The sequence below is a fragment of the Pseudoalteromonas sp. '520P1 No. 423' genome, from assembly GCF_001269985.1.
Lineage (GTDB): Bacteria > Pseudomonadota > Gammaproteobacteria > Enterobacterales > Alteromonadaceae > Pseudoalteromonas.
On sequence record NZ_BBZB01000001.1, the window covers coordinates 2,206,281 to 2,229,752 of the forward strand.

The 23,472-nt window shown below is 32.8% G+C and carries 25 protein-coding genes and 2 tRNA genes; 15 read left to right on the top strand and 12 right to left on the bottom strand.

Annotation, left to right across the window (positions count from 1 at the left end):
• The first annotated feature begins 24 nt into the window (after positions 1–24).
• Both PSA_RS10100 and PSA_RS10105 read left to right on the top strand, forming a co-directional pair.
• A tRNA-Leu gene (locus PSA_RS10100) sits at positions 25–110 on the top strand.
• A 58-nt stretch (positions 111–168) separates the two neighbouring features.
• Positions 169–254 (top strand) — tRNA-Leu (locus tag PSA_RS10105).
• A gap of 178 nt (positions 255–432) precedes the next feature.
• Here the strand turns inward: PSA_RS10105 and PSA_RS10110 are convergent.
• On the bottom strand, positions 433–909 hold the full coding sequence (locus tag PSA_RS10110) for a YcxB family protein (protein WP_042145048.1): 477 nt from the start codon (positions 907–909) through the stop codon (positions 433–435).
• A gap of 247 nt (positions 910–1,156) precedes the next feature.
• Between PSA_RS10110 and norR the strand changes: the two genes are divergently transcribed.
• The 5 genes from norR to PSA_RS10135 all read left to right on the top strand — a co-directional run bounded on the left by norR (position 1,157) and on the right by PSA_RS10135 (position 6,091).
• Entirely contained in the window at positions 1,157–2,737 is a 1,581-nt protein-coding gene (norR, locus tag PSA_RS10115) for a nitric oxide reductase transcriptional regulator NorR (RefSeq protein ID WP_042145051.1), read from the top strand.
• A gap of 131 nt (positions 2,738–2,868) precedes the next feature.
• Positions 2,869–3,252 carry a BlaI/MecI/CopY family transcriptional regulator gene (locus PSA_RS10120; protein ID WP_042145054.1) on the top strand — a complete coding sequence of 128 codons (384 nt, stop codon included), beginning with the start codon at positions 2,869–2,871 and terminating at the stop codon, positions 3,250–3,252.
• A gap of 13 nt (positions 3,253–3,265) precedes the next feature.
• A complete protein-coding gene (locus tag PSA_RS10125) occupies positions 3,266–5,041 on the top strand; it encodes a M56 family metallopeptidase (RefSeq protein WP_042145056.1) in 1,776 nt (591 codons plus the stop codon).
• Between the two features lie 214 nt (positions 5,042–5,255).
• Complete coding sequence (locus tag PSA_RS10130; RefSeq protein ID WP_052379958.1) at positions 5,256–5,759, top strand: ABC transporter substrate-binding protein; 504 nt, start codon at positions 5,256–5,258, stop codon at positions 5,757–5,759.
• A gap of 20 nt (positions 5,760–5,779) precedes the next feature.
• Complete coding sequence (locus PSA_RS10135) at positions 5,780–6,091, top strand: hypothetical protein (RefSeq protein ID WP_042145059.1); 312 nt, start codon at positions 5,780–5,782, stop codon at positions 6,089–6,091.
• On the opposite strand, the gene PSA_RS10140 is transcribed toward PSA_RS10135, so the two are convergent.
• Together PSA_RS10140 and PSA_RS10145 are read right to left on the bottom strand one after the other, a co-directional pair.
• The gene (locus PSA_RS10140) at positions 6,088–6,438 is read right to left on the bottom strand and encodes a hypothetical protein (RefSeq protein ID WP_042145061.1); all 351 of its coding nucleotides are present in this window, start codon (positions 6,436–6,438) and stop codon (positions 6,088–6,090) included. The genes PSA_RS10135 and PSA_RS10140 overlap by 4 nt on opposite strands.
• Before the next feature lie 285 nt (positions 6,439–6,723).
• Positions 6,724–7,644, bottom strand: a complete 921-nt coding sequence (locus PSA_RS10145) for a M14 family metallocarboxypeptidase (protein WP_042145064.1) — start codon at positions 7,642–7,644, stop codon at positions 6,724–6,726.
• 381 nt (positions 7,645–8,025) lie between these two features.
• Between PSA_RS10145 and PSA_RS25190 the strand changes: the two genes are divergently transcribed.
• The 8 genes from PSA_RS25190 (at position 8,026) to PSA_RS10180 (ending at position 15,694) form a co-directional block, all read left to right on the top strand.
• Entirely contained in the window at positions 8,026–8,184 is a 159-nt protein-coding gene (locus tag PSA_RS25190) for a hypothetical protein (protein WP_157575763.1), read from the top strand.
• Positions 8,185–8,464: 280 nt separating this feature from the next.
• Positions 8,465–8,980, top strand: a complete 516-nt coding sequence (locus PSA_RS10150; protein ID WP_127924105.1) for an outer membrane beta-barrel protein — start codon at positions 8,465–8,467, stop codon at positions 8,978–8,980.
• 17 nt (positions 8,981–8,997) lie between these two features.
• Positions 8,998–10,290 (top strand): Ig-like domain-containing protein, encoded by a 1,293-nt coding sequence (locus tag PSA_RS10155; protein ID WP_042145068.1) that lies wholly within the window; start codon positions 8,998–9,000, stop codon positions 10,288–10,290.
• Between the two features lie 125 nt (positions 10,291–10,415).
• Complete coding sequence (locus PSA_RS27160) at positions 10,416–10,745, top strand: hypothetical protein (protein ID WP_042145069.1); 330 nt, start codon at positions 10,416–10,418, stop codon at positions 10,743–10,745.
• Positions 10,746–10,950: 205 nt separating this feature from the next.
• Positions 10,951–11,118: a hypothetical protein gene (locus PSA_RS27165; RefSeq protein WP_371257796.1), complete on the top strand. Its 168-nt coding sequence runs from the start codon at positions 10,951–10,953 to the stop codon at positions 11,116–11,118.
• A gap of 365 nt (positions 11,119–11,483) precedes the next feature.
• Positions 11,484–12,779, top strand: coding sequence for an NAD(P)/FAD-dependent oxidoreductase (locus PSA_RS10170; RefSeq protein ID WP_042145075.1), 1,296 nt, complete (start codon positions 11,484–11,486; stop codon positions 12,777–12,779).
• Between the two features lie 219 nt (positions 12,780–12,998).
• The gene (locus PSA_RS10175; RefSeq protein WP_042145077.1) at positions 12,999–14,888 is read left to right on the top strand and encodes a methyl-accepting chemotaxis protein; all 1,890 of its coding nucleotides are present in this window, start codon (positions 12,999–13,001) and stop codon (positions 14,886–14,888) included.
• Between the two features lie 164 nt (positions 14,889–15,052).
• The gene (locus tag PSA_RS10180; protein ID WP_042145079.1) at positions 15,053–15,694 is read left to right on the top strand and encodes a LiaF domain-containing protein; all 642 of its coding nucleotides are present in this window, start codon (positions 15,053–15,055) and stop codon (positions 15,692–15,694) included.
• A gap of 111 nt (positions 15,695–15,805) precedes the next feature.
• Here the strand turns inward: PSA_RS10180 and PSA_RS10185 are convergent, their stop codons facing one another.
• The 9 genes from PSA_RS10185 to PSA_RS10225 all read right to left on the bottom strand — a co-directional run bounded on the left by PSA_RS10185 (position 15,806) and on the right by PSA_RS10225 (position 23,449).
• Positions 15,806–17,047, bottom strand: a complete 1,242-nt coding sequence (locus tag PSA_RS10185; RefSeq protein WP_042145080.1) for a DEAD/DEAH box helicase — start codon at positions 17,045–17,047, stop codon at positions 15,806–15,808.
• Between the two features lie 357 nt (positions 17,048–17,404).
• Positions 17,405–17,926 carry a DUF3833 domain-containing protein gene (locus tag PSA_RS10190; protein ID WP_042145082.1) on the bottom strand — a complete coding sequence of 174 codons (522 nt, stop codon included), beginning with the start codon at positions 17,924–17,926 and terminating at the stop codon, positions 17,405–17,407.
• Complete coding sequence (locus PSA_RS10195) at positions 17,926–18,441, bottom strand: chalcone isomerase family protein (RefSeq protein ID WP_042145084.1); 516 nt, start codon at positions 18,439–18,441, stop codon at positions 17,926–17,928. The genes PSA_RS10190 and PSA_RS10195 overlap by 1 nt, the downstream gene beginning before the upstream one ends.
• Positions 18,438–18,956 carry a DUF2878 domain-containing protein gene (locus tag PSA_RS10200; protein ID WP_052379959.1) on the bottom strand — a complete coding sequence of 173 codons (519 nt, stop codon included), beginning with the start codon at positions 18,954–18,956 and terminating at the stop codon, positions 18,438–18,440. Before PSA_RS10200 ends, PSA_RS10195 begins: the two co-directional genes overlap by 4 nt.
• A 31-nt stretch (positions 18,957–18,987) precedes the next feature.
• Positions 18,988–20,253, bottom strand: a complete 1,266-nt coding sequence (locus tag PSA_RS10205; RefSeq protein ID WP_042145087.1) for a cyclopropane-fatty-acyl-phospholipid synthase family protein — start codon at positions 20,251–20,253, stop codon at positions 18,988–18,990.
• 7 nt (positions 20,254–20,260) lie between these two features.
• Positions 20,261–20,995, bottom strand: a complete 735-nt coding sequence (locus tag PSA_RS10210; RefSeq protein ID WP_042145089.1) for a DUF1365 domain-containing protein — start codon at positions 20,993–20,995, stop codon at positions 20,261–20,263.
• Positions 20,992–22,254 (bottom strand): NAD(P)/FAD-dependent oxidoreductase, encoded by a 1,263-nt coding sequence (locus PSA_RS10215; RefSeq protein WP_042145091.1) that lies wholly within the window; start codon positions 22,252–22,254, stop codon positions 20,992–20,994. The genes PSA_RS10210 and PSA_RS10215 overlap by 4 nt, the downstream gene beginning before the upstream one ends.
• Positions 22,251–22,976 (bottom strand): SDR family NAD(P)-dependent oxidoreductase, encoded by a 726-nt coding sequence (locus tag PSA_RS10220; protein WP_042145093.1) that lies wholly within the window; start codon positions 22,974–22,976, stop codon positions 22,251–22,253. The genes PSA_RS10215 and PSA_RS10220 overlap by 4 nt, the downstream gene beginning before the upstream one ends.
• Positions 22,973–23,449 carry a nuclear transport factor 2 family protein gene (locus tag PSA_RS10225; RefSeq protein ID WP_231665244.1) on the bottom strand — a complete coding sequence of 159 codons (477 nt, stop codon included), beginning with the start codon at positions 23,447–23,449 and terminating at the stop codon, positions 22,973–22,975. Before PSA_RS10225 ends, PSA_RS10220 begins: the two co-directional genes overlap by 4 nt.
• Between the last annotated feature and the right edge of the window lie 23 nt (positions 23,450–23,472).

Consider the following 23,472-nt stretch of genomic DNA (forward strand, 5'->3'; position numbering starts at 1 on the left):
CAAAGCTTTAATTAGCAACTCGATGCCCGAGTGGTGGAATTGGTAGACACAAGGGATTTAAAATCCCTCGCTCTTAGAGTGTGCCGGTTCAAGTCCGGCCTCGGGCACCATTGTTAATTTAGTATTTGTAGATGCTCCACACGATCACTTTAAGTGATACAACTCGATGCCCGAGTGGTGGAATTGGTAGACACAAGGGATTTAAAATCCCTCGCTCTTAGAGTGTGCCGGTTCAAGTCCGGCCTCGGGCACCATTTCTATATGGTTAATTCAAATAATACTTCCTTATATAAAATTTAATTGCTTTTAAGTATCCCATTTAATTAAAAATATATAATTTTAGATAAATATATTAACAATCTATTTTTAAATATAGAAAATCGCCATTGCCTGCAATAATTGATAGTACAGAAATAGCGCTATTGGATAATTTTATTTATTTACTTTATCAATTATAAATAACTTAGCTTCTTCAGATAAACATCTATTTGAAATATAACTGGTGCTTTTATCTAATGTTAATAAAAAGCCTTTTTCAGTCTGTTCTATTTTGTTTATTTGAGACCATAATGTTTTAGCATCTACAAAATCTGATTTTACAAATACACCATCATCATTAATGATCAAATTAACAGTATTTCCTGATGCTTTACTGAGTCTTTGACGCATTAACCACCAAGCTTTGTTGTAATAAACATTTAATGCTTCTATCACACCAAGAGACAAAATAAACCAAGCTAAATATTTATCAATTGGGCTAAAAATTAAAATTACGCCAGCGATGAATAAACCAATGGATTTGTAATACGCTCGTATACTGGTATCTGTTGTAACAGATTCATCATAGCACTCACTAAAATGTGTTTTATCTAAAACGTAACTTGTAGAAAAAATAAATTCTGTTGGCATTTAACTATATCAAAAATGAATTTTAACTATTTTACCTAGAAGTATTTATTAAATCGATAAAATTTTAATTATGCTAGTAGTACGACTTCAGCTAGTGAGTTTGTTGGATGTTTCATAAACTAAATTAACTAGAAGAAAATACAAAAAATTTATTTCTTAGGCTAAAAAAATCAGTTCTAAATAAATTTGATTGTAGTCATTATGACTATGCTGTATGTTTATATTAATTTCTAAAATGTGTCTAAAAATGAATAATATAACATCTACAGCCTTAATTGAACTTGCTCTAGACTTAGCAAATAGCCTTAGTTCCAAAGACCGATTTGATCGCTTATTAGATACCGTTCGAAAGACAATTCAATGTGATGCGGTTGCTTTATTATCTTATCACCAAGACTTGCTAAAACCGCTCGCACTGCAAGGTTTAAGCAGAGATACTTTAGGGCGACGGTTTAAAATAAATGAACATCCAAGGTTTGATATATTATGTAAGTCAAAAATACCCGTTAGATTTTCAGCTGAGAGCGAATTACCTGACCCATACGATGGTTTGTTGATCGATAAAGAAGGAGATTTACCTGTTCATGCATGTATGGGCTTACCTTTATTTTTTGATGATAAATTACTTGGTTTATTGACCATAGACAGTTTAACGTCACATGCATTTGATGATATTCCTAATCGTACTTTAGAAGTAATAGCTGCAATTGCAGCGACAACATTAAATACGGCCTTAATGATTGACTTATTAGAATCACAAGCATTGCATTCACAAAAAGTTGTTGCCGAATTAACTGAAGAAGCTTTAATGCGCGATGGTGGTGAGCTCATAGGCCAAAGTTCAATTATGAATAAGCTAAAACAAGAAATTGATATTGTTGCGGCTTCTGATTTCAATATTTTGATTTATGGTGAAACTGGCGTAGGTAAGGAGCTTGTAGCACGTAAGTTGCATCAAAAATCATTTCGTTCAAATGGTCCCTTAGTTTATGTAAACTGTGCAGCTTTACCTGAAAATTTAATAGAAAGTGAGTTATTTGGTCATGTTAAGGGCGCATTTACAGGAGCAGATAAAAGTAGAGCTGGTAAGTTTTCTATTGCAGATAATGGCACATTATTTTTAGATGAAATTGGTGAACTGCCATTAGCCGCACAAAGTAAAATTTTACGCGCAATTCAAAATAACGAGATCCAGCCTTTAGGCCAAGATAATGTTGAAGAAGTAAACGTGCGTATCTTTGCAGCAACAAATCGAAATCTTAAAGAAGAAGTTGACGGTAATAGATTTAGAGCTGACCTATACCACAGATTAAGTGTTTATCCGGTTAGAGTACCTTCATTAAAAGAAAGGGCGGGAGATATTCAATTATTAGCAGGTTATTTTGTTGAACAAGTAGGGAGAAAACTAGGTATTGGCCAAATAAAAATGAGCCATAATGCGTTAACATATTTAAACCAGTATAATTGGCCTGGTAATGTGAGAGAGTTAGAGCATGTGATCAGTCGAGCGGCATTAAAAGCACGATCTAGACAAAAACATAAAGAGATAATTACAATTGAAGTTGAGAATTGTGGTCAACTGTCTTCGGATTATTTGAAAAGTGAGATCAAACACGGCATTATTTCTGAGACTGATCTGCACACTGATAAACTACATTTAAACTTACGAAATGAAACCGATAATTTTCAGAAAAAGCTAATAAAACAGATTCTGACTGAAGAAAACGGCAATTGGGCTGCAACAGCAAGAAGGTTAGAAACTGATCGTGCAAATTTGAACCGTTTATCTAAAAGATTAAATATTAAAGTTACAAAATCAATTTTTTAGCTCTGAATCTTTTTATAATCTACATTTAGTATTGTGAAATTAATTCAATTAAAAAGTTAAATATATGTTGCGATTTACGATGAAACTCGTATATTGGTCCTGTTAGTATCTAATTTAAATTCGAGTGTATAATGATTTGTAAAAAAGTGGTACCAACCAGATCGGAGCTAAATATACTTAATATTTTGTGGAAAGTTCAGCCTGCTTCAGTACGCCAAGTTCATGAAGTACTCAGTGCAGAGCAATCAACCGGTTATACAACAACATTAAAAACATTACAGGTTATGCATGAAAAAGGCTTAGTTGAACGAGATGAATCTTCACGAGCGCATTTATATAAAGCAAAAGAATCTGCCGGTAATACACAAAACTCTGTTGTTAAAGATGTGATAGCCAAAGTTTTCAGCGGTTCAAAGTATGATCTTGTTGTAAGCGCTTTAGGAAAAAAGGCAAGTTCAGATGAAATCAATGAGATCAGAAAGTTACTAAATACATTAGAAAAGCAAAATAAATAATAGAGACAGCTAAATGGATTTTCTAAATACTTTTATCAACAGCCCTGTTTTTAATTCTTTATCAATTACTTTGCTCCATTTTCTATGGCAAGGTACGGTGTTAGCCTTATTTTTAAGTGCCGCGCTTAAACTCATAAGTAATAAATACGCTAATCTTAGATATAACCTAAGTATATTAACTCTCATGCTATGTTTAATTACTCCAATTATTACATATTTTATTGTTTATAAAACACAATTAACTCATACCCCAGTGCTCGTCAGTGGTAATAATCTATTATCAAACTTAGAATTAAGCACTGTTAGCTATCTTCCTTTATTATCAATTATTTGGTTGATGGGTGTTAGCTATTTAAGTATGGGTTATTGCAAAGCATTACTGTCCATTTATAAATTACCTAAAACGCAAGTAAGTGAACCTGAACAATGGCTAAATGAATTATTTATCTCAATAAAACAGTCATTATATGTGTCTCAAAATGTGCGTTTGTTAGTATCTAAATTAGTCGATGTACCTATGGTAATTGGGTGGCTTAAACCTGTTATTTTAGTGCCAGTAAATATGGTTTCAGGGCTTACTAATGAACAATTAAAGCTATTAATCGCACATGAATTAGCACATGTTAAAAGATATGATTATTTTATAAACTTAATACAATCCTTGGTGGAGGTATTTTTGTTTTATCATCCAGCAGTTAAATGGATTTCTAAACAGATCAGGATAGATCGAGAATATTGCTGTGATGATATAGCTGTTAAAAATCAAAATATAAAAATAGATTATGCTAAAGCGCTTCTAAATGCTGAAGAGCTCAGGCCAAATACAATTCCTTCAATGGCGATGGCTGCAACAGGGGGAGATTTAAAAAGTAGAGTATCAAGAGTTGTAGGTGAGCATACCTGTACTCCAAAATATGCGAAAAGTGGGCTTGCAGGCTTATTAGGTTTATTCGTTGTGAGCTTAATTTTTAGTTCATATAAAGTTGTAGGTATGGTGCAGAGTAAAGACATTACTGAACTAGCACCCCTTAAAAATATAAGTTTAGTAAAATCGCAACCTAAACAAGTCGTAAAAGTTATCGCGTCACACATTAATGCTAAAACTAAAAAAAACCATGATATAAAAAAGCAACTTCCAGTAGCTGAGCTTAGTAAGAAGAATAAAAAAATCAATGATGATAAAACAATTAAAAATAATAAATCATCAGTAGACAAAGCCGATACGCCTAATTTAGATAAGGACAAGGTAGCAATAAAACTTAATGAGTTAAGAATAAAACCAAACAAAAAGCTAATAGATGAATTAATTAAACAACCAGAGAGTCGCAACAATTATGGACACTTACCTTTAAATGTCAGTGCTATAAAAGAAGATGTTATACAAAATATGGCAATGCTCACTAATGATCAATTAGATAAAAAAGATAATATTACATTAGCGACAAAAAAAGTCATTGAAGAATATGCGCCATTAGTGATCCCACCAAAGACATTAAAAATGGTCAATCCAATATATACTGAATCTGCACAACGGCGAGGCTATAAAGGGGACGTAGTGATTGAGTTTACAGTTGACTTAACTGGTAAAGCAACAGATATTGAGTTTGTTGGAGAAACTAAAAGACATTTAAAAAGGGCTGTTAGAAAAGCAATAAAGAAATGGGAGTTTTCACCTGGTACAGTTAATGGCAATGAGGCGGTAATGCGAGAAACAAAATTGTTCTCTTTTGTTAAACCCAATAGAGACAAAATGACTATAACAACGGGATCTCGTATTATTAAACACTAATATAAAGAAACGGTAATTATTTTAAATAACCGTGCTTGTTATAGTTACAAACTTTAACTTTAACTTTGATTAACAGAATTATCTTGTCTAACTCAATTAATTACCATAATTAAAAAGGGCAAGTAATCGGCCGTTCTACTGATAAAGTAAAACAATATTAGATAAGTTAAAGTTAAGCTATACAATAAAAAGCGACCCTTGGGCTAGAGCCATAATGATAGCTCAGAAAAATGATAATACTTTAATTTATTCAATTTTTAAAACACCTGAAAGAGTTGATAAATTTCAATGGGTTTGCTCTTTTCTGCCACCAGTTAAAGTGTATTTATTCAAGCTTAAAAATAGATATGACTTGAAAGTTAATAATTTAGAGCAAGTAAAACACCATACAATTAGCATCAATCGTGGTGATAGCTCAAATGAGTATTTACGCTCAGTTGGTTTTGAGTCTGGTATTAATTTAGATGTCACCTCTAGTGATGAGGTTAGTATCAATAAACTCTTTTTGAATAGAGTCGACTTTCTTGTTCAAACAGAATTTACTGCTAACCAATTATTACGCTCATTAAATAAACCCGAAAATAGCTTAACTATGGTATTAGAATTAAAAAATTATTCTAATAATGCTATTTGTATGGCTTTTAGCTTAGCGACAGATCAAAGCTTAGTTAATAACTTTAAAAATGAATTATTAAAGCTCAATCATCAAAGAAAATAAAATTTATAAAAGAGATATTAATGAATAAAAAACAGATCACCAAGTTGCAATTATTAGAGATAATACAATCTTGGGGTGAAGAAAAAATTTCAATAGAAAAATTACAAATTTGGATGTTGGATAACTTTGAGCCTGATGAGGTCGAGATTGGTCAAGGTGAAGATGAGTGCACTGTTGAGGCAATGCATATTGTTATGAATGAATATGAGCTAGCACAAGAAGAAAAATGTCTGCAAGCCCAGTATTTATTAGCGATAAATTATATTAATTGTTCTGAAGAAAATTATAATCAATGTAAAAATGATTTTTTACGCCATGCTTTTTGTGATTAACACTTTTTGATTTTATACCTTTTACTAAATAAATGATCAAAGTCCAAATCATCATCATTGGTGACAATATGAATATGTTTTTCTGTAGCAATAGTGTGGTTAATATATTTAACGCTGACACCATCAACCATAGCTTTCAAACCATTGGCTGATTTATAAAGGTAGTCATGACCTATAACAATAAAGTCTTCATCATCTAGTGTTTCAATGACGACTTTGAACTTAGTGCGTATGGTTTGTGGATCAGCCATGCAGGTATTGAGTATTGAAACCACATTTCCTTTAAAAAATATTTGAACACCTTTAAATGCAATATTATATTGGGCAGCAAGCTCGTAAAAGTTCATATTTTTAAGGGTTTCTAGATAAGTGTTTTGCGAGGCTGTTGCTGGAAAAACACTAAATATAGCTGCTGTTAGGAGTGCTTTTTAAAAGAAAAAATCATAATGTAAATCCTGTAAGGTGAATACCATTCTAAGTTAAGAATGGTATTCATATAGAACGCAGGTGTTAATATATGAATTTTGTTTAATTTCATCTTGCAGATTAAATTAAATTACAACTACACTTGTATTTAATTTAGGTAATTGTTAGATAAATTTAAATAAAAAAATTTAGAATGCAAAATTAACTTATGTATTTTCAATAATGTAATCTAAACCACCTGTTATAGCTGCAACTTGTGCATTGATACAATCTTCATCTGTTACTTTAGGGCTATCAGGGTAAACTTCTGTGGTAGTTGAGTAAGGAGCATGAGTAAAGCCAATACATAAACTTAATTCAGTTGTAGCGTAGTTTATTACACCGAATTGTTCTAATGGTGCGCCAATAATATTGCCTTGCTTATCTGCAGGTGCAATATGCGTTACTTTTTCAACAGATTTTATAATGGCTGTTTGAAAGTCTACAGCAGGGTTTATTGTATCGCCAACAAGATAGAAACCATCAGGAATATTCCAGTTTGTGTGTTCTACCGCATCACGAGCAGCTAAAGCGGGTCTAAAACGTGTATTATCTGTATCTGTTGTTTCATGTAAATCAATATGTGCGGTAATTTGAGTATCAAGAGATGCAATGCATTGCATTAAAGCCGCTGACTCTTCTGCCGGGCTATTTTCATAAAAAGAACGATTAGGATCATCAGCATTTGGGTTCCATCTATTAATAGTTTCGTATCCCCAAGGGCTAATACATGGAGTAACAACAATATTAAAATGATTTGTATAATTTAAAGCTTTAGACTCTAAGAATGCTAACGCACCATGTACACCACTCGTTTCATAACCGTGTACGCCGCCTGTCACTAAAATAGTCGGCTTATTTGTGTCCCAATTACGACTTTTAACAACAAACAAAGGGTATTGAGCTTCATCATAAGAAAGTGCACCATACTGTGTGATATCAAAGTCTGACTTAAGAGCTTTGATTTTACTTACAACTTCATCTTGATATGAGCGTTTAATACTTTGCATAGAAAGCCAAATTTTTTTTTCGTCAACACCCCATTTAATACCTGCAGTGCCTATTTGCTTGTTTGTTTGGCCGCTCATAAAAATACCTTAATGTTAACTACTAATAATAAAAGGTATTATATTTTATACCTTTTAACTTAAAAGAGCATGATTTAATTGAAACTATGATCAATAAACATATTTCATTGTTTAGCTTTAGTAGCGTGAATGTTATTTTAAACAAAGATTTAAGTTTAGAACCAAAACCTCTTTTTGAACGAGTTATTCAGCAAGGTACGGGGGTTATTGCTTTGAACACAATAAAATTTTTTATCTTGAAGTGGCTTGGGTATAGGTTTTGAAGTCAGGCCCTTAATAGCGCGGGTGATGCTTAAAAACGATCCAGAAAATGGCAGAAACCATAGGTTGACTTTGCTGACTTTAAATAATTAACAGTATATTATTGATGTTGGTTTTGGTGTGATTAGTCCGAGAGGTTTGATTGCGCTTTCTCAAAGTGATAATACCATTTTGCCTTTTGCACAGTATCAAATTGAATTAGATGCTCGAAATACCTATCGCATTATAAAAACCAATGAGTTAAAACCTGTCACTTTATATCGTTTAGATTTATCATAAGCGACTGAAACAGATTGTGACATATCTCACTTTTATAGTCATGAACATGAGCAAGCGGCATTTGTAAATCACCTTGTTGTCTCAAGAATAGATAAAGACACACGTTACTTAATACGAAACCTCACATTTAAAAAATATTATTATAGTTTAAATACACAGTTATCAAAGCTTACTTAAGAAAAATACTAAAAAAGCGTCATAGTTACATTAAAACAATAGAAATCAGTTAAATATCAATATAAAATTTGATTTGACTTAAAAAGGAACTTAGCTGTTACATATGATGAAATCTCTCCCTCTTTTATGCCTATTTACAACATTGCCTTGTTTTGCAAACTCTAGTTTTATTGGTGTTGATTATTTTCACTCTGATATTGAAATTTCAGATGAGTCTGCAAATACGGGTATGGCAGCCTTTAGATTAGGTACAAGTATTTATAAACAGATAGCAATTAAAGGACAATATATATCGGGTAATCAAACTGACAATATCTACAATATGGAATTTGATTTAGAAAATAGCAAAGCTGCTTTTATCTTATTGCAATCTTATGCAGTGAATGGCTTTAGCCTTGATGTTTCCTTGGGTTATGCAAGTACCCAAATGACAGCGAGTGGGCCTGAAAATACCTTTAATGGCACAGATGAATATAACGGTTTTGCTTGGGGAGTATCTTTATATCAAGAGATACCTTCATTTAAAAATGCACGCGTAAAATTAGGATACCAGTCTTTGTATAATGACAGTGATTTAAGCATTACCGGAATTTCACTTGGTTTTAATTATCATTTCTAAAAGTAAAGGCTCATAAAATGAAATCAGTTATAAAGTGCTATTTGACAAAATTTACTTTAGGCATCTGTTTAGGTTCAAGTATTGTTATTTTAGGGTGTGATTCTGATAATAACGCTAAAGCGCTAGCAAAAGCGGTAGAATTAGAATCTCAACGTGCGAAAGGTACCATTATAGAATCGGTTACTATTATTGGCGCAACAACACGTTTAAAAGTGGGTGAAACGCATCAACTATCCGCATTAGGTATTGATACAAATCTTGATGAAAGAGATGTGACGACAGAGCTTACATGGTCATCGAGTGATACCAATATTGCAACTGTTACCAATAAAGGTTTAGTCACTGCAATTGCAAATTCAACTGAGTTGCAAGGCATAGTGACTATTACTGGTACTACAATTAATGATATTTTTGCTCAGGGAGAGATCTCCGTAAGTGATGAACAGGTATCTGCATTAACTTTAAAACAAATAAATCCCAGTTCAGGTGATATTAATACGTGTATTGATGCCATTATTGTTGCTGATGTGACATATCAGGATAACTATACTTCTTTGAATGTGACAAAAGATATTACTTTTTCAGTTGATGCTGACACAACCGCATCCATAGATAGTTTAGGTGTTTTATATACATCTAATTCTGAAATAGAAAACACAACTATAACAGGTACAGTTAATAGCATTTCAAATCAATTAAATGTGACATCGAATCCAAAAAATTTAGATAGTATAGACGTGATGTTAGCTGAAGAAAAAGTGAATATTATCCCACTTAATGTAGGTTATAGAGTAACAATTAAATCACAGGCCAATGTTGATAGCTCAGTATCTGATGATCCTATATCGATTGATAATAATGTAACTTGGCAATCTAAAGATCAATCTTTAGCAGGTCTCACATTATCTGGTACAACAAAGGGTAGTTTATTAGCGCTTAAACCTGGTGTTACTGAGGTATATGCAACTTGTGGTGGTGTTGTTGGAGCTGCAACTTTAGAAATTAAGGGTGATGCGACTTTAGACTCGTTGATGATAAATCAAGGAGAGGAGTCAATTACCTTTAATGCTAAAGAGTCTATCGAAATTACTGTTATGGCACAATTTGAAGAAGCGACATCTGATCTTAATGTCACTGAATTTAGTACGCTAAAGTTTAGTGAAAATGATTTATTAACCAGTGAGATTTTATCTACAGGTACAGGCACCGCCAAATATAAAGTTAAGAGTACTTCAAGTACAACAGGGGAAGTGATTTTAACAGTATCTTATGATGGTAAATCATCAGTGGTGAAGTTAATTATTGAATAAAACCTTGTTGAAGTAAAACACAATATAATTGGTATATTGTGTTTTATTTTTTTAAAATCTTAGCAAAAATGCCATGTAATAACTATGATTCAAGTAGTTAATTTATATGTTCACAAGGAGTTTGAGTGAAAGTTTATACTGCTAGGCAGGCCATTTTAAACCGTAAAAAGCAAGTTGTTGCTTATGAATTATTGTTTAGGGATGGTTTAAATAACGCCTTTCCTAATGTAGGGAGTAATCAAGTTACAGCTAAACTTTTACTTGATAGTCAATTTAATCAAGGCTTAAAAGAGATCACTTCGGGTAAAAAAGCGTTGATCAACTTTCCTGAAAGAGATTTATTAGACTTAATTCCCAGTTTATTACCCGTAGAACAAGTGATTATTGAAATCTTAGAAGACGTAAAACCTACCCAGAAGTATGCAGGCAGTTGTTTTATAAAGGATATAATCTAGCGCTTGATGATTTTATTTACAGTAAACCTTGGGCACCTTTCATTAAAATTTGTCGGCTAATTAAATTCGATATTATGGCAACACCCTTAGATACTATTGGTCTTTTAGTAAATAAATTAAAACAAAATAAATCCTCTGAACTAACGCAATTATCAATTATTAGGGCAAGATTTTGTGAGTTGATTGCAAAAAAGTATCACCAGGTATGAATAATAACTCATTTATGATGGGGCAGTTTTCATTAATAGATGCCATTTTAGATAAATCTATGGAAGATGCATTGATCGGAAAAAGCAATATCCTTTTTCATGTATTAGAAGTTGAAAAATCATATGAAAAAGCAAGTTGGTGGGCAATGAAACCTTTTTTGTGAAAAGGTTAATCTAGATGAGGCCGAGCTTGTAAAATATTACACAGAAGCTATCTCCTGTGCTGATAGTTACAAATCTTTAAATTAACTACTTTTATTGATGTTTTATATACGCATAAAGTCTTTCATTTTTCTGAATAAACCATCTTTAAATCCTTCATTTCTTGTTACAAATTACCCCCCCAAAAAAACAAGCTAATCATTCACCTAAGTATCGAAAAACGGTAAAATATTTAAACATAATTTACGATAGATTTAATATATAAAAATACCATTTTAAGACTTTCTTAGCGTTATATTCCAAGTTGTTGTTAAAGATCTAAATACTCTTGAGTGGTTAGCTCTTTAATAATATTAAGGAAGCAAGTATGCAAATCAATAAACCAAGTATCGTCATTGTAGGTGGTGGAGCTGGTGGTCTGGAATTAGTCACAAAGCTAGGTCATAAGTTAGGGAAAACCAATAAAGCAAATATTGTATTAATTGATAAAAGCCGAACTCATATTTGGAAACCTTTACTGCATGAAGTGGCAACAGGGTCTTTAGATACAAGTATTGATGGCGTTGTTTATTCGGCACATGCAGCTAAACATGGTTTTAATTTTCAGTTAGGTGAATTTTGCAGTTTAGATAAAGATAACAAGCAACTTACAATACGTTTAAATGATGAAACCACCTCTAATTTAAATGACTGTGTTGTGAAATATGATCATTTAGTTATTGCTATTGGCAGCATATCCAATGATTTTTATACGCCTGGGGTCAAAGAACATTGTTACTTCTTAGATTCTCATAAACAAGCAGAGCGGTTTCAAAGCGCATTATTAAATCACTTTACGCAACTTCATCAAAATACAGATTTAGATGAATTAAGAATTGCGATTGTTGGTGCAGGTGCAACAGGTGTTGAACTCTCAGCAGAGCTTTACCATGTTGCCCAATTGCTCAAAAGTTATGGTTTAAATAACATGACGGCTAAAAAGCTAAAAATATACTTAGTAGAAGCAGGGCCAAGTATTTTGCCAGCTTTATCTAATCGTATCGCTCATTCGGCAAAACGTGAACTCATTAAATTAGGCGTAGATGTTTTAGAAAATACCCGGGTAGCCAGCGCTAATGAACAAGGTTTATTAACCAGTGAAGGCGTTTTAATTGAAGCGGATATTCAATTATGGGCCGCAGGTGTTAAAGTCGCTGACTTTATAAAAGACCTCAACATTTTTGAGTTAAATAAATCAAATCAAATATTAGTTAACAATACATTACAATCTACAGCAGATGATGCAATTTTTGTATTAGGTGATGCATGTGCTTTTAAACAAAGCGATGGCTCATTTGTACCACCGAGAGCGCAAGCTGCGCATCAAATGGCATCATGTATTGCTAAAAATATTATCAATGAAGTAAATCATCAACCTTTAGATAATTTTGTTTATAAAGATCATGGCTCATTAGTGAATTTGTCTCGCTTTAGTACTGTTGGGAGCTTAATGGGTAACTTAACTAATAACTCTATGTTTATTGAAGGTAAAATTGCTAGGCTTATGTATATGTCATTATATCGTATGCATCAAAGAGCCATTCACGGCAGCTTGAAAACATTTGCTTTATGGCTAATTGAAAAGTTAATGAAAGTAGTACGCCCAAGAATGAAACTTCATTAAGTTAACGCTAAAAACAATCAGGCAAAATATAGTTTCGTATTTTGCCTGATTGCCTGATTGCCTTTTTGCACAGATATATTTACACCCTGCCTTATTATTTTAAGAAAGTCACATTCAAATTGCATCTAAAATCAGTTAATCTAGTGTTAATTATGTTACTAAGGTTAGAAGTTTAACTGAGTAGCATCAATAATAACTATAAAGTAACGCAGGATGTTTATGTTTCATTCGCTTAAATTCACCACCAAAATTACCATCGCCGCCTCTTTAGTATTAGTACTTGTATTAGGACTATTCACCGTAAATAACTTCATTTCCATGCGCTCACAAACAGAGCAACAATTAGAACTTGTTTTAAAAGAAATATCACAATCAGTATCGCAAAATATTGCAAACTGGTTAAATGGCAAACTTAACATCGTAGTATCAATTGCTGATACTTATCAAACTCAAGATCCAGAGTCAGTGACTTTAATGCAAATTAAACAGGCTAATAAATCTGGTGACTTTAAAAATACTTACATTGGTAAGTTAGATGGCGCATTTGTTTTAAATGATCCAAGCATTGAACTACCCAGTGATTATGATGCAAGGCAACGTCCGTGGTACCAATTAGCTAAAAAGCAAAATACTACGGCTTTTACTGCACCTTATATAGATGTTACTACCAATGAATTTACGATATCAGCCGTTGCGCCCATTTTAATCAATGGTCAGTTCTCGGGTGTTGCTGGTGGCGATATTGATATGGGTACCATTACAGAAATTGTTAATGGCATCGACTTTTTAGGTTATGGCTATGCTTTTTTAGTCAATAAAGAAGCTAAAATTTTAAGTCATCCAGATAATAAATATAATGATAAATCTATTACAGATATTTTTGGCCAAAAACTCGCATTAAATAGTGATTTTGTTGAACAAGATATTAATGATGACGCTAAACTGGTCTCGTTTATCGAGATCAAAGGCATTAAAAATGTGTCTTGGTATTTAGCAGTTGTAATAGACAAAGATATCGCATTCTCATCAGTTGATTCATTTAGAAATGTAGCAGCGATTTATATGGTTTTAGGTGTTTTTGCCATCGTACTTATGATGCAGTTCTTATTGCGTTATTTAATGAAACCTATGAACCGTGTATCAGATGCCATTAAAGATATCGCACAAGGTGAGGGCGATTTAACACGAAGGTTAGTTGTAGAATCAAACGATGAATTTGGTGTTCTTTCTAGCTATTTTAATGATTTCATTGAGAAAATACATAGCTCGATTACTCAAGTCAAAGATACAACTGTTGCGTTAGAGAAGTCAGTGGAAAGTTTAGTAAACAGTACAGAATCAACGCTCAATATGTATAGTGAGCAAACAGACTGTACAAATAGTGTTGCAAATGCGGTTAATGAGCTCACTTCAAGCGCAGCTGATATTTCTGACAATGCGAAAAATGCAGCAAGCTTAGCTAATACAGCTAATAGTGAATCAGAGCACAGCCAAAATAGCTTAAATGATAACATTAAAGAAATAGACCATTTATCACAAAAAATGATATCTGCACAAAACTCTATTACAAGTTTAAGCCAACATACCGCAAGCATTGGCCAAATTTTAGAAGTGATTAAAGGGGTGAGTGAACAGACTAACTTGCTTGCTCTTAATGCAGCAATTGAAGCGGCTCGTGCAGGAGAAGCGGGTAGAGGTTTTGCTGTTGTTGCTGATGAAGTAAGGCAGTTAGCGCAAAGAACACAAGATTCAACAAAAGAAATTGAAATTACCATCGCGCAATTGCAAGAAGGCTCTTCCAAAGCTGTGACTGTGATCACGCAAAGTCAAAAGGATTCAGAAAATAGTGTGCAATCAGCGCGTTTAGCGGGTGAGCAAATGGCTAAAGTTACCAGCACTATTTTAGAAATTGATCAGGTTAATTTAAGTGTTGCAAATGCCACCCATGAGCAAAATAATGTAATAGGCTCATTAGATAAAGAAATTAATAATATCAGTGAGTTATATAGTACAGGTCAATCAAATTTAAATAGAACTTTAGAAGAGTGTACGCTACTTAAAAATGAGTTTTATGAACTAGAAAAAATGTTATTAAAATTTAAAGTCTAAGTTAGCCAGTTATGCTTAATATTGGTTATATTAAGCATAACTTAGTCTATTTGATAAACTTTTAATTGTTACCTGTTGAAATATAAGGTTTTTATATTTGGCATGTGATTTGCTGTTTAATAGTCAAACATTTTAAATATATTGAAAAATTATAGGGATAAATAATGTCAGTAGCCACACAAGATAGACCCATTGAAAGTGTTCGACAAGAAGTAATCGATCAGCTAATAATGAATTATAGCCATGGTGAAATATCGTTAGAAGCATTTGAGTCGCGTTTAGATAAAGCGATGAATGGTACTGATCCTCAAGAGATTAAGGATCTAACAAAAGATTTAAACTTAAATGTTGATACAAAATATCAAGATAAGAAAAAAATCGCGCTAGGGGCACATTATCAACAAGGTAAGACTAAAGAGTTAGATAAATTGGTTAATGTACTAGGCTCAAGTAAGCGCAATGGCCAATGGCACGTACCAAAAAAAATCACGATAATTAATTTTCTAGCAAGTGATACTCTCGATTTTACCCAAGCCAGATTTACACACCCAAATACGCAAATAGAAGTACTCAGTATTTTTGGTAGTGTTGATATTTTAGTACCAGAAGATGTGAATACTCATTCAAATGTAAATTGTATTCTTGGGAGTATTGAAAATGACTCTACAGCCCTTTTTAGTGCTGATGCGCCTACAATTTCGATTGAAGGAAAAGTCATATTAGGTAGCTTAGATATTAAAATAAAACAGCCAATAAAAGAGAAATGGCTTAAGTTTGCAGATAGCTTAAAGGCATTGTTTAACTAATGTCAATTTAACTAAAAATTTATTAAAATGGGTTAAGGTTATTCAAAATCAAACATCAAAAAAGGCTGTTATAAAACAGCCTTTTTAGTGTTCAAAATTTGTTATAAAACTTTACCAAGGAATTTTATCAAGTTTTACTTCTGTGCCTAATAAATTTGCAATCTTTGGTACTAAACGTTCTTGTTCAGGGCTTACTAATGAAAATACATGACCTTGTATATCATCAACAGTTACTTTTGGCGCATCAGCAAACTCAAATTGTTTTGTAGTTAATACATCTTTAGATAACTCTTGCTTCATCGCTTTCGCTTTGTTTTCAACTTTTTTCACAGTCTTACGTGCTGTTCGGCCTGCTCTGTGAATGTAATCATTGCTGTTTACTGGCAAATCAAAGTTAATGACGTAATAAAGGTTATCAAAATCAATACCGCGAGAAGCAATATCAGTCGCGACTAAAAACTTAAACTCTTTATTTTTGAAGCTGTCTAAGCGTTCTTTACGTCTTTTTTGTTGTACTTCGTTATGAATGCCTTGGTTTGAAAAACCATTTTCAGTTAATAACTCAATTAGGTCTTTCACATCTTGTTTTGTACGTGTGAAAATAAGCGCTTGATCACATCTCAGCATTTGTAATAGCTTGATTAAGTGTGACTCTTTATGTTTTCTGTAACAACGATACATGGTATGTACAATTTTTGATTGTGCAGGCTGTAGTTGTTCCGTTTTAATTTCTTTTTGGTGTGATAAATTGTCTTTACTGAATTTAGCTAATGTTTTGCTATCAGTTGCAGAGAATAAAACAATTTGTCTTTTCTTTGGCAGGGCTGTAAGAATTGTTCTTAACTCTTGTTGAATGCCCATACTCACTAATCTGTCAGCTTCATCCATTACAAAATGTTTTAAGTTATCAAGCGAAAAAGTGCTTAGTTTTAAAAGATCAACTAAACGCTTAGGTGTAGCGATAACAATATCAGCACCACGTTTAAAACGCTTAACTTGGGATTCAAATCTTACGCCACCAAAAATACTGATAGTACGTAAGTTTAAATCTTTACCATAGTTAGCAATTGATAACTCAAGTTGTTGAGCAAGTTCGCGTGTTGGTACTAAGTAAATAGCACGTACAGGGCGTACTTCATCTTGACTATGATCAACCTGACTTAATTCTTGTAATGTAGGCAATAAATATGCAGCAGTTTTACCTGTACCAGTAGGGGCAATAGCATATGTATCAGCGCCAGATAAAACAGCGCCAATAGACTTCTTTTGTATAATGGTAGGTGTTTTATAACCCAAGCGTTTTATGTTTGCTTGTAGGGTCTTGTTTAGGCCTAACTCAGCGAATATCGTCATTTTGATCAACTTGTAACAAATAATGGCGGGCATTATACCTATATTTCAATAAAATTACTTATCTTTCATATTAAGCTGAAATAAATTTTTATTTTAGGTGATAATTTATACATATTGTAATAATTAAGTTCCCATTCAGCGAATGATAAAATGCTTTAGAAAAGGCAATTAATTGATGTGATAGTTATTCTGTTGTAAAATTATTTAGGAAGTTTAAGTTGGCTTTGCGACAACCTTTGGAGATTTACATTGGGTGTTACACTATTTTTTATGGGAGTAACAATTTCTGCGATACATGCCTAGAATTGACCCCCCAGAATAACTTAGCAGTGAATGACTTAATACAAGTGGTATTAATTACTGCTTTTCGATGTATAAAATGACCTCACCCATTTTCAAACCGAATTTAATAATATCTGTTTTGTTAAATAACCGATTAGAATCGAGCATGTACATCCAATCATCTAAGGTTACTTCATATTCTGTACCGTCTACTGTGATCATTAACTGATATTGCCAAGTCAAAACACTACCATTAATCTTACCTTGTGCTATGCCAACGACGTCGGAAGCTGTACCTTCATAGATACCATTATCACGCTTAGTAATGTGCCATATACGCTCAGATTTTTCACCGTCATTAAAAATAAATTGCTCATCAATAGTGCCCTTGTTACCTTGCCATGTTGCATTGATATCAACTGAAAAATGCCGTGTCATAGTACCTGAACGGTCAAATACAATACCGTATGCGACAAGTTTATCGTTAAAAAAATCCTCAAACTTAAAAACAGGGGTTGTATTAGCATAATCAGATAGTTGTGGACTTGAACATGAGCAAAGTAAAAAGCTAAATAAAATAAGCAAGATCTTTTTCATTATTTTTTCCCTAATAATTTGGCACGTAATTTTGGTTCCGAGGTATTGTTTGAAAGCCATATTGCTAAAAAAGCAGGCCCAAAATCGGGATCGGCCAGTTCACCTATGAACTGATGTGTCTGCGCTTCATCATTAAAGTAGAATTTACTGCTTTGATTGCTATCTACTATGATAGTCAGACCATTGCCTTCTTGTATTTGAGGCCAAATGTCATTTAATTTTTCTAACCATTTGGTTTGATTTGGGTTGGTTAACTTAATGTGCTGCCATTGCTCTTGAGTCGCTTTTATTAAATCTTCTTTAGAAATATCTCTTAAATAACTGATTTTCAGAGCTTGTGGATAGGTATTTTGTTGCCAATCTTTTGTATTACTTAGCAGTTCAATATCGTAAATGTCGAAAAAAAGCACTGACATTTGCGCTTTACCTATGAGATGCATTTTGTTTAATTCACTGGCATTAGAATTAAAGCTAAAAATATAAAGCGTGAGTATAAATAGTAGTGTTTTCATCATTGTTCTGCTTCCTGTGCATTTTGTTCAAATAATATTTTTACTGAAGTTGTATATTTAACAAATAGGGGCAACAATAGTGCCCAAATAAAAGCATAAATAGCTATAAATTCAATTGATGATAATGTTGTATCAAAGGTATTTAACTTTAAAGCTGCAAAATAACTGCTTGGCCCAAGTACTAAACCAATGAGACAAACATATTTTGGATCTATGGTTTGCAACCAATTGAGGCAGTGATTAAAAGTAAACGAAAAGACGCACCATAGTAAAATTAAAGTGGTCGGTAACGTACCATTGGTTGTTTGAATAACATCATATAAAATTAATACACCATCAACAACACAGCCAATTAATGCAATATTGAGCAACCTAAAATCAGCGATTTTAGTTGGACTTAAAATAAAATGAATAATGATAAGTCCTGTTATCAACAATGATGCGCTATCTGGATACAAAGCAGCTAAAAACCAAGTTGCCTGATAAATAGCAAAGTTAACAAAAAGAAAGTATTTCATAGACTACTCAAATATTTCGCTGCTTGCTAGATTAAAGGTAATTCATTACTTTTTGGTCGTTGGCATCATAATAGTGAGGCTTTCTGGCAACGATATGATGTGTACTAATTACCCTTTCTAAAAAAGCACCTTCACAATATGCAAAATAATAGTGCCAAAGTCTTTGGAAGGTATCATCAAAGCCAAATTGCTGTATTTGCTGCCAGTTATTATCGAAATTAACGCGCCAATCGTTAAGCGTTCTAGCGTAGTGCAAGCCAATATCATCTATTTTATCTATCATCATATCGGTAGATTGCTTGATGTGTTCACTCATAATACTAATTGAAGGTAAACAACCGCCAGGGAAAATATATTTTTGGATGAAATCGATATTCTTGCGGTACTCATCATATCTTTGATCGGCAATAGTAATTGCTTGGATCAACATCTTTCCACTGGGTTTTAGTAGATCATTGCATTGACTAAAAAAACTAGTCATAAAATCGTGTCCTACAGCTTCAATCATTTCAATTGACACTAACTTATCAAATTGGCCCTCAAGTAATCTGTAATCTTGCTTAAGTAAAGTAATTTGGTTTTCTAAGCCTAGTTCTTTAATTTTTGTTTGAGCATATTTATATTGTTCATCAGATATGGTTGTTGTCGTGACTTTACAACCATAGTTTTGTGCAGCATGAATAGCCAGTCCACCCCAACCAGTGCCAATTTCAATTAAATGCTCGTCAGGTTTTAAATCTAATTTTTTGCAAATAATATCCAGCTTATTAGTTTGTGCTTTGTCTATAGATTGATGATTTTCATCATAAACAGCACACGAATACATCATAGTAGGGTCAAGAAAACGCGTATATAAATCATTTCCTAGGTCATAATGGGCTAAGATATTCTTTTTTGAGCCTTGTTGAGTATTAGCATTTTGAAAATGTAGTAACTTGCTTTTTATTTTTGCTAGTATGCCTTTGTTGTTTTCAACGCTATCTAAAGTTTGCTGACTTCTTGCCATTACTCTGACAAGCTGAGTTAAGTTGTTTGATGTCCATTTTTTATCTATATAAGCTTGAGCAACCTCTATACTGCCACCTCTAATAAAATCTTTATATAAACTCATGTCATGAACATTAATATGTGCTTGTAATGACGCATTTTTGTCGCCTAGCAGTGTGACATTTTTACCTTCATGGATTTCAATTTTAGCATTTGTAATTGAATTTAATGCCTTGAATACAATCTGTCTGCATTTTTTATTAAACCAACTTAGGTTGACCTCATTACTTAATGTTTGCGTAATTTCCATGTTTGCCTCAGCTTTTAGAATAAGGGATAAACGGCACACGTTTAAAAAATAATTTAAGTGCTTGCCAATATATTAAAGTTAAAATTTTAAAAACCATTAAAGGTAATTTAATCCAATTTTTTATCAGGTTAACAGACGATAAAGGCTGTTTCATCAGTGCTAAATGTGCATCAAATGTCGGCTTGGTTTCACCTTCAAAATGATTAGCTATTGAAACAACAACTTTGTCCTTTGGCGTGGAAACGCGCCATTTGTACTTCATGTCTAATTGCATAAAAGGTGACACATGAAAGGTTTTTTTTGTCATATCACTTTTTAAAATATTAATTAGATAATAATGTCTTTCGTTCCAAGGAGTATTACTTACTTCAGCTAACATTAATTCGCATTCATCATTTTCGTTATAACAATAAAAGAAATTAACTGGGCTAAAATAGATACCTAAACAACGGCACTGGATCAACATATATACTTTTGAACCGTCCCAATTACCACCAAGAGCCTGTACTTTACTTGCGATACGTTGTTTTAGATCGCCTAGTTCATTTATTATGTAATCTTTTTGATTAAATTTAATTGGGCTAAATTTAGTTGTACCAAATATACTAAAGCGTTGAGATATCTGATTTATTTCATCAAGGTCAATACCAAACATAGACATTTTATATTTGAATTTATGTAACACAGGCGCAAAACGTCGATGTAATACATGGCCGCTAAAAATACCACTATTTAAAGTCATAAACTGACTCCAAAACGTTTGGCAACACTTAAAGCACTATGAACGCCATCTTCATGAAAGCCATTTCTCCAGTATGCACCAACAAAATGCGTGTGGTTCTTACCGCATATTTCATCTCGCCTTTTTTGTGCTGCAAAACTGGTACTGTTAAAAACAGGGTGATGATAGATGAACTTTGAAATTATTTTATCTTTATCAATTAACTGTGTTTGATTGAGTGTCACACAAAAAGTATCATCTGAGCAAATACCTTGTAATATGTTCATATTATAGGTGACGCAAGAAGGTTTATTGAGTCGTGCATCTTTGTCTTCATCTAATAAATAGTTCCAACTTGCCCATGCATTTTTTCTTTTCGGTAGTAAGTCGGTATCTGTATGTAGGACTACTTCATTAGGGGTATAGGCAATACTGGATAGAATATCTTTTTCTTGATCCGTTGGTGACTTTAGCAGTTTTAATGCTTCATCAGAATGACAAGCAAAAATAACTTCATCAAAATGAGACACTGCATTATCTTCAAAGTGGATCTCTATGCCATTATCAGTTCTATCTACATATTTAATTTTTGAATTGAGCACAATAGAATCTTTAAACTTCGCTATCATAGGTGTAATATATTTATATGAGCCACCAGTGATCACATACCATTGTGGTCTGTTAGTAATGTTTAATAAACCGTGATTGTAAAAAAACTGAATAAAAAACTGTAATGGGAAAACCAACATATCTTTTAGACTAGATGACCAGATTGCAGCGCCCATAGGCAAAATATAATTTTCGTTAAAGTTGTCAGAAAACTGATTCTCTTTTAAAAAGTCACCTAATGTTTCATCGCTGTCGATTTTGTTTTCATATAAACTGGTTGCGAGTTTGTTAAACTTTAAAATTTCTTTGATTAATAACCAAAACGAAGGTCTGAAAAGATTACGCCTTTGCGCAAATAAGGTATTTAAATCGTGGCCGTTATACTCTAATCCGTTGGCATTATTTTTTACGCTAAAACTCATTTGCGTTTCTTGCTTTGAAACACCTAATTTGTTGAGTAACTTTAAAAAGTTGGGATATGTTCTATCGTTGCAAACAATAAAACCAGTATCTATATTATAATCTTTATTATTGTATCTTATTGGTTTTGTCGCGGTATGTCCGCCAATATAATCGTTCTTTTCAAATACAGTTATTTCATGTTTTTGATTAATTAAATGTGCAGCAGTTAGGCCTGATATACCAGTGCCAATAATCGCTATTTTTGTCATTTTTGAATCATCCTTAACGCTAACTTTTGCCAAATATAAAAGGGAAAAAGTGAAAAAAGCTTCATTACGAAGGTAAAAAAGAAAGGGATATTAATTTCTGATTTATTTTTATCTATACCAGCAATAATAGAATTTGCAGCGAGTTCACTTGAAATAATACCTGGCATAGTAAAGGTGTTTTTATCTGTTAGTGGTGTGCGAACGAACCCGGGGTTTATTACACTGACATTAATGTCATGAGGCTTTAAATCAATGCTTAATGATTTGGCTAAATAATTGAGTCCAGCTTTTGAGGCGCCATAAGCTTGTGTTCTAGTTAATGGTAAAAAAGCTGCACTTGAACTAGTGAATGCTAAATTGCCATGAGGCCTTAAATTTTTAAGCAATACCTGTAAGCAATAGCCAACAGAAATTAAGTTATTAGTGACAATTCGAGCAAATAAATGACCATCAAACTTGATTGGGTCATCTATATACTCACAATCACCTGCATTAAGAATGATGATATCTAGTTTAGGCAAGTTTACCGATGCTTGTTCTATATCTTCTAAAATTGTCACATCACACACAAAAGAAATAATATTATGATGGCTGGCAAATGCTTTATCTAACTTATTTTTATTCCTACCTCCAGCATATACAATATTGCCTTTAGTTGCATATTGTAAAGCCAGAGCGTGGCCAATGCCTGAAGAGGCACCTGTTATTAAAATATGTTTCATTTTGCAGCTCGGTTATTTATCCAATTAATCAAACCACCTAATAAAGGAACATGCTGATAAATTAAATTACCAACATCAAAATAATCTCTATGAAAAATCACCTTTCTATCTACAACTTTTAACCTAGAGTGGCCATGTACTAAGATCTTTTTTCCTTTGTTAAGGCCTGGATGTTGATATGTCATATCCCAGTACAAAGCAGCTTCATTTTCGCTATTAAAGCTATGAGTAATATCGAAATGGCAATATATAATATTTGTATACATTTTTTCAAAGTACTGAATCAGGTTTTTTCGACCGTTTACGGTATGCAATGGATCTTGAAAATGGATATCATTGTGATAAATCTCTTCCAATGACTTCAAATTATTTACATTAAGTTTGTTATAAGCTTCAATAAACTCATCTACCCAGCCATGATGAGGCATAAAAACATCATTAAAATCATGAATTTTTTCGGAGTGACTATTCATTAAATTGCCTTAATTTTAGTAAA

Coding starts and splice junctions, on each gene's coding strand:
- PSA_RS10200 (WP_052379959.1), bottom strand. CDS start 18,956: ATGAAATACTTTCTTTTTGTTAACTTTGCTATTTATCAGGCAACTTGG.
- PSA_RS10150 (WP_127924105.1), top strand. CDS start 8,465: ATGATGAAATCTCTCCCTCTTTTATGCCTATTTACAACATTGCCTTGT.
- norR (WP_042145051.1), top strand. CDS start 1,157: ATGAATAATATAACATCTACAGCCTTAATTGAACTTGCTCTAGACTTA.
- PSA_RS10215 (WP_042145091.1), bottom strand. CDS start 22,254: ATGACAAAAATAGCGATTATTGGCACTGGTATATCAGGCCTAACTGCT.
- PSA_RS10205 (WP_042145087.1), bottom strand. CDS start 20,253: ATGGAAATTACGCAAACATTAAGTAATGAGGTCAACCTAAGTTGGTTT.
- PSA_RS10190 (WP_042145082.1), bottom strand. CDS start 17,926: ATGAAAAAGATCTTGCTTATTTTATTTAGCTTTTTACTTTGCTCATGT.
- PSA_RS10155 (WP_042145068.1), top strand. CDS start 8,998: ATGAAATCAGTTATAAAGTGCTATTTGACAAAATTTACTTTAGGCATC.
- PSA_RS10110 (WP_042145048.1), bottom strand. CDS start 909: ATGCCAACAGAATTTATTTTTTCTACAAGTTACGTTTTAGATAAAACA.
- PSA_RS10130 (WP_052379958.1), top strand. CDS start 5,256: ATGATAGCTCAGAAAAATGATAATACTTTAATTTATTCAATTTTTAAA.
- PSA_RS10125 (WP_042145056.1), top strand. CDS start 3,266: ATGGATTTTCTAAATACTTTTATCAACAGCCCTGTTTTTAATTCTTTA.
- PSA_RS10225 (WP_231665244.1), bottom strand. CDS start 23,449: ATGAATAGTCACTCCGAAAAAATTCATGATTTTAATGATGTTTTTATG.
- PSA_RS10220 (WP_042145093.1), bottom strand. CDS start 22,976: ATGAAACATATTTTAATAACAGGTGCCTCTTCAGGCATTGGCCACGCT.
- PSA_RS10140 (WP_042145061.1), bottom strand. CDS start 6,438: ATGAACTTTTACGAGCTTGCTGCCCAATATAATATTGCATTTAAAGGT.
- PSA_RS10135 (WP_042145059.1), top strand. CDS start 5,780: ATGAATAAAAAACAGATCACCAAGTTGCAATTATTAGAGATAATACAA.
- PSA_RS10170 (WP_042145075.1), top strand. CDS start 11,484: ATGCAAATCAATAAACCAAGTATCGTCATTGTAGGTGGTGGAGCTGGT.
- PSA_RS27165 (WP_371257796.1), top strand. CDS start 10,951: ATGAATAATAACTCATTTATGATGGGGCAGTTTTCATTAATAGATGCC.
- PSA_RS10185 (WP_042145080.1), bottom strand. CDS start 17,047: ATGACGATATTCGCTGAGTTAGGCCTAAACAAGACCCTACAAGCAAAC.
- PSA_RS10195 (WP_042145084.1), bottom strand. CDS start 18,441: ATGATGAAAACACTACTATTTATACTCACGCTTTATATTTTTAGCTTT.
- PSA_RS10120 (WP_042145054.1), top strand. CDS start 2,869: ATGATTTGTAAAAAAGTGGTACCAACCAGATCGGAGCTAAATATACTT.
- PSA_RS10180 (WP_042145079.1), top strand. CDS start 15,053: ATGTCAGTAGCCACACAAGATAGACCCATTGAAAGTGTTCGACAAGAA.
- PSA_RS10175 (WP_042145077.1), top strand. CDS start 12,999: ATGTTTCATTCGCTTAAATTCACCACCAAAATTACCATCGCCGCCTCT.
- PSA_RS10145 (WP_042145064.1), bottom strand. CDS start 7,644: ATGAGCGGCCAAACAAACAAGCAAATAGGCACTGCAGGTATTAAATGG.
- PSA_RS10210 (WP_042145089.1), bottom strand. CDS start 20,995: ATGACTTTAAATAGTGGTATTTTTAGCGGCCATGTATTACATCGACGT.